We start from the raw sequence: 5,189 nt of genomic DNA, 5'->3' as shown, positions 1-5,189 counted from the left end.
GCGGAGCGCAGCGGAGCTCGATTCGGTGTGCGCCGCAGGCGCACCACGGACCACGCCCGAGGTCGACAACGCTCCTGTCCGCGGCGATCGCCGGTGCGCGCCAGGAGGTCACGGCCTCAAAGGCTCCTGCACACCCACCAGGCCGGGCCCCACTTCCTCTGAGCGAGGCGGCGGACGTCGTGCCGGCGGTGCAGCGTGCTCGTCCCTCTCCCCTGCGCCGTGCCGGTGTCGCTGGGGCATGTTGACCGGGTGACGGCCCGACGGCAGATCCTCTCACGGGGCGGGAAGGCTGTAGCCGACCGAGGCCGGTCTGCAAGGCCGTTGCCGTCCGGAAAGGCCCCAGCGAGAGGGTGTTTCCGGCCGGGCCGCGGCGCACGGAGCCTGGGAGGCACCCGCTCCGCGAGTTATAGCGCTACAACGCCTGAATTGGTGCCGAGAGACGTCCCCGTTTCCGCCGGGCGCCACCATTGCAAAGGTAGTTCCTGGGAGGACACCGCCACCGCCCCCGCAGCGGGTGAGGTTCGCCGTGGGCGCGGCAGATGGCGGTACGCGTGCGTTCTCCTGATCGACGTGAATCCGACCTTCGGGTGCGCGCCCCGGCAGTGCGCGTACTGACGTCGTCGGCGGCACTGGAGGCTGTGCCGGGGGTGTTGCTCCGGTCGGGGGTTACAGGTCGAACAGAGAGAACTGAGCGGCCTGAGCCTGGGTTTCGGTGTCGCGGCGGTGCCGGTCGGCCATGGCGCGGGCGAGGTCTTCGGTGCAGCCGAGTTCGTTGGCGACCTCACTCCAGTCGTGGCCGTCGTGGCGCAGCTGCCACGCCCACTGGTGCAGCTGTTTGTCCATCTCCATGCCGGGCGCCCCCTCGATGACCCGGGGCGCTCTCGCCCCTTGACTCGTGAGCTGCCGCGACGGTAGCCGAGCAGACGCGGATTCTCCGGCAGGCGCGCCGAGGAGGCTCCGGCCAGATAGGAGCCGTGCGCGGGCCGTGCCGACAGAACCGCCACGGCGCAGCGGGCCTCGGCGGAAAGCCGGTCCGGACCGGGCAGGTCGCGGACCCCCGGCGGATGCGGGGGCAGGAGGGGCCGCGGTGATCGGCGACGGTGATCGGCGACAATGCCGTGGGCCGGATACCGGAGGAAGAAGGTGTGATGCCAACCGTGGAGATCTTCGTCGACGAGGCGAAGACGAAGGACTACTTGATCTGCGCGGTGGTGGTGCCTTCCGAGGATCTGGCTGTGGCCCGCAAGACGATGCGCGCACTCAAGCCGAACAACCGGGATCGGCTGCACATGCACGACGAGCGCCCGGAGAATCGGCGGCGGATCGTGGCCGCCTTCGCCCGCACACCGCCGATTCGGCAGGCTCACCTGTTCACCGCGCCGATCGTCGGTCGCCCGCACCGGCAGGTCCGTGACCAGTTGCTGGCGGCGTTGGCGGTGCACAGCGCCGAGCTGGGAGCGCGCCGCATCCTGGTCGAATCGTGTGCCCAGGACAAGCAGGATCTCGCGGCGCTCACCGGGGCTCTCGCCCGGGTCGGGGCGGCCACGACGGTCCGGGCGAGGGTGGACCGTCGGCACGCGCACGAGTTGCGGTGGGCTGCGGACCTGATCGCCTACGCCTATACCGCCGGCGGGCAGCTGCGGCGCGCGATCGACTCGCTGGTCACCGCGGCGCGGGTGCGGTAGACAAGCGCAAAGGCCGGGCGACCACGCAAAGCGTGCGGGCTCCCGGCCTTACTTTCCTGACTCTTCGCCAGGACACCCTCAACGATAGCGGGCCACTCCCCCACCGTCGAGCACCACACCTTCGGTACGGACCAACAAGAACCGGACCGGACCGTCACAGTGACATCGGCAGCCGCCCTACGCGGACCCTGGGGATGTCGCCGCATCCCCCGGGTAGGCCAGTGCCCCGGCGTCGGGGGGTGAACCGCCGGGGCACACGGCCCGCACGTCCGAGGGGACCGTGCGCGACCAAGGACGACACTACACAGAACCACCACCGCCGTCTCACGTCCCGCGGCAAGGTGTCGGACCGGCGTCGTACGCTGCCCGGTGAGCGCCCCGGCACCCAACGCACCGGGGCGTTCGCCTTCTTTCAGGACCACCGCACTCCCGGCCGCGGCGGGCCGACATGGGGCGGTGAGCCGATGGTGACCTCGCAGGTGCGGCACGTCCAGGTGCGGTGGCCGCCGGCGCCGGGGGTGCAGTCGCACGGGATCCAGCCGACGAGGACCTGGTTCGGGGCGAGGCGATGTCCGGCGGGGCAGATCGTCGGTGCTCGCTCGTACCGGGCCACATCCATAATGGTCGCACCACTCCCCCACTCAGGGGAACATATGTTCGAACACGCCTGCTATGATGGGACTCGACGCCGGGACTGTGGGGGAAGCACAGTCCCGGCGTCACCGTTTTCTGCACCCCCGTGCTGCGGCCACCGGTTCGTTCGGCAGCAGGTGCCTACCCGCACGGCACAGCATGTGGCCCGCGGCAGGTCACACCGACACCAGTCGCTCCTCGCGGTGGGTGACCGCGTCGAGCGGGAGCAGCACCACCGGCGGGATCTCGAAGCCTTCGGCGTAGGCCGCGTTCTTGAAGCGCTGCCAGCGCCGGCACACCGTGGACGGGGACGGGGTGTCCTCCAGCTCGGTGGCCACCTGCGCATAGGTCAGCTGCGGGCGGTCCAGCAGGATCGCCGCGACCTCCTTCTCCTCACTGCGCAGTGTGCACCCGGCCAGGAACTCGCGCAGGCCGTCGACCGTCTGCGGATAGCCACCGGACGTCGGCGCGAGAGTCTGCTCGGGCGATGCCTCGAGCGGGGCCGGGGCCTGCACGACCCCCTCCCCCGGTGCCTCCTCACCGTGGCGCCCGATGTGCTGCGGCTGCACCGTTGCAGGCTCGGCGGCACCGGCGGAGGCATCGGTGTGCACGCGTGCACCGGGGTACTGCACGTCGTGCACGACGGGTGCATCCTCCGCAGGGTCGTGCACCTCCGCAGGGTCGTGCACCTCCGCAGGGTCGTGCACCTCCGCAGGGTCGTGCACCTCCGCAGGGTCGTGCACCTCCGCAGGGTCGTGCACCTCCGCAGGGTCGTGCACCTCCGCAGGGTCGTGCACCTCCGATGCCTCGGGTGTGCTCGCGGGCTGCTCCCGGGGGGTCATCGGGTGCGCGTCGTGCACCGCCTCGTTGTAGCGGCCACGTTCGACGGCCAGCGCCCGCACGATCGTGGTGAACAGATGCAACAGCGCCAGGAACAGCAGCGGCACGATCATCGCAATGCAGGCGGCAATGGCAGCCGGTTGCGGCTGGTACCCGACATCGACACCGGCCGCGGCCTGCGCGTGCCGCTGCCCGGCCAGGCGGAAGGCGTGGTAGCCGTTGCCGGCCACGCTGAGCAGGACCGTGCCCGTGGCCAGGGCCTTGCAGTACCGGCGGGCACCGCGGAACTCGTCGTCGGTCCCCAGTGCAACGAGAGCGAGGGCCGCGGCGGCCTGTGCAACATCGAGTGCCACCGGCGCCATCCAGGCCAGTTCCGGGCGCACACCGATTTCCAGGGTGAGCTGACGCAACGCATCGAACGACAGGGTGAACGCCAGCGCTGCAAGCACGAGCGTCATCGCTGCAACAGCACCGAGGGCCATGGTCTTCGAGTGCAATCGTCGGCGTGCACTTGCGGACGGTAGCTGACGTTGCGCAGCGCGAACGTTAAGGTCATACATGATCGGAATTTCCTTTGCTGAGGTAGCCGGTCACGGAGTCCCGTTGGATTGCAGGTCGAGCGGGGCTCCCCCTCTTTATGGCGCTAGAACGTTGAAACGCTATGCAGCTAGAGGCGAGGTCTTCCTTGGTTGCCAGTTTCAGGCGCACCTGCCCGGATCGCGGCAATCACCTGCTCGGTGGACATGCGAGAGGCCAACTCACGAAGTGCAAAACGAACGATCGCACTACGGGAATCAATGCGTGGTTTTTGCTTCCGCCCGAGATAGATCGCCTCCTCGAGGAACTGGTCGGTCTCGGCGTCCAGATAGATCGTCGACTTTGTTAGCTCGTCCACTTCTGTGGAAGGCACTGGAGGCGCCGCCTTCGGCAACTCGGAGGCAGGCAACGCGAGTGCCGGTTCCCGGTCGTTGACGGTCTGCGCGGCCGCTTGCTCCAAGTGGGCCGCAGCGTCCGATGTAGACGGTCGAATCTCTTGCACGGGGGGCGCAATGGGATTGGTCGGGTTCTCGGAATCGGTGGGAATCTCCACCGGAACCGACCGGGGCTTGTGCCGCGGTGGCGGCATGGTGCGCCCACTGGCACGCTTATTCTTTTGCCGCAAGGCATCGAGTCCGTTAGTCATTGACGTACTCCTGGAGGAACTTCGCGGTGTCGGTGATTGCAGCCGCGAAAGCCCGCAACGGCTTGGCCGGTGGTTCCTCGGCGGTGATTGCAATGCGCTTCGTTCGAGTGCCAACCCGGGCGGCATGGGGAACCGGAGGCGCAACTTGCACCGGCGTGCCGTCAACCATCCGCGCAAGACGGTCGATCATCGTTCCCGGAGGTGCTGCCGGCACCATTGTCGGCGAAATGACCAGGGGGTAGTCGGCGAGTTCGTCGACGAGCTGCTCAGTTGCATCGAGATCCAGCTTCCGCAACGGAGTCGGGGCAAGAACGACATTTGCAACGGACAGTGCACCATGGGCCTGGGTTGTTGCACCTGGATGCGTGTCCACGACGACCCATTCCGTGTCCCACTCCCCCGCCCACTGCACCAGCGCATCCGCCATTGCATCTTCGCTGGGCGCCTGGTCGTACAGATCAGGATGCCCAGGTACCAGACGCGGCTTCTTGAAGCCGTTCAACGGCTTGGGGGTCTTTCCGGTGCGGATTGCATCGAGGATCGGAATGCGGGCCCGGTCGAGAGGCCGATCCCCCCACTTACCGGTGGCGCCGCCCCCGTCGTACTCCAAGTCCACCAGGACTGCGTCCAGCTCGTAAGCCAACTCGTACGCCATCGTGGTTTTTCCCACCCCTCCCTTCCGGGAGTGGCAAACGATGATTTTGGCCATTGCATGGAGCCTTTCGTCGGTTGCACTGGGTGCAATGAGTCGGTGCATTGAGGCGCTGCACGCTAAGCGTCGGAACGCTGCAACGTCGTAGCGCCACGCCGTTGCAGCGTTGCACCGTTGTAGCGGAGCAACGTTCCAA

The 5,189-nt window shown here is 68.0% G+C and carries 5 protein-coding genes; 1 reads left to right on the top strand and 4 read right to left on the bottom strand.

All coding sequences use genetic code 11. The annotated features are described in order from the left end of the window. Nucleotides 1-666 precede the first annotated feature (666 nt). Complete coding sequence (locus tag OEY_RS0127675; protein WP_010596962.1) at nt 667-849, bottom strand: hypothetical protein; 183 nt, start codon at nt 847-849, stop codon at nt 667-669. A 299-nt stretch (nt 850-1,148) separates the two neighbouring features. Here OEY_RS0127675 and OEY_RS0127670 point away from each other — a divergent pair, with 299 nt between their 5' ends. After that, nucleotides 1,149-1,685 carry a hypothetical protein gene (locus OEY_RS0127670; RefSeq protein ID WP_230304634.1) on the top strand — a complete coding sequence of 179 codons (537 nt, stop codon included), beginning with the start codon at nt 1,149-1,151 and terminating at the stop codon, nt 1,683-1,685. Nucleotides 1,686-2,494: 809 nt separating this feature from the next. Here the strand turns inward: OEY_RS0127670 and OEY_RS29565 are convergent. The 3 genes from OEY_RS29565 to OEY_RS0127655 form a co-directional block, all read right to left on the bottom strand. Further along, nucleotides 2,495-3,616, bottom strand: a complete 1,122-nt coding sequence (locus OEY_RS29565) for a DUF2637 domain-containing protein (RefSeq protein WP_010596959.1) — start codon at nt 3,614-3,616, stop codon at nt 2,495-2,497. A gap of 209 nt (nt 3,617-3,825) precedes the next feature. Next, nucleotides 3,826-4,341 carry a hypothetical protein gene (locus OEY_RS30205; RefSeq protein ID WP_072636225.1) on the bottom strand — a complete coding sequence of 172 codons (516 nt, stop codon included), beginning with the start codon at nt 4,339-4,341 and terminating at the stop codon, nt 3,826-3,828. Continuing rightward, nucleotides 4,334-5,050, bottom strand: a complete 717-nt coding sequence (locus OEY_RS0127655; protein WP_029540292.1) for a ParA family protein — start codon at nt 5,048-5,050, stop codon at nt 4,334-4,336. Before OEY_RS0127655 ends, OEY_RS30205 begins: the two co-directional genes overlap by 8 nt. Nucleotides 5,051-5,189: the final 139 nt, after the last annotated feature.

The sequence above is a fragment of the Rhodococcus sp. P14 genome (assembly GCF_000256505.1).
GTDB lineage: Bacteria > Actinomycetota > Actinomycetes > Mycobacteriales > Mycobacteriaceae > Rhodococcus > Rhodococcus ruber.
Note: the sequence above shows the minus strand (reverse complement) of the source record. Positions and strands in the feature narration are given on the sequence as shown.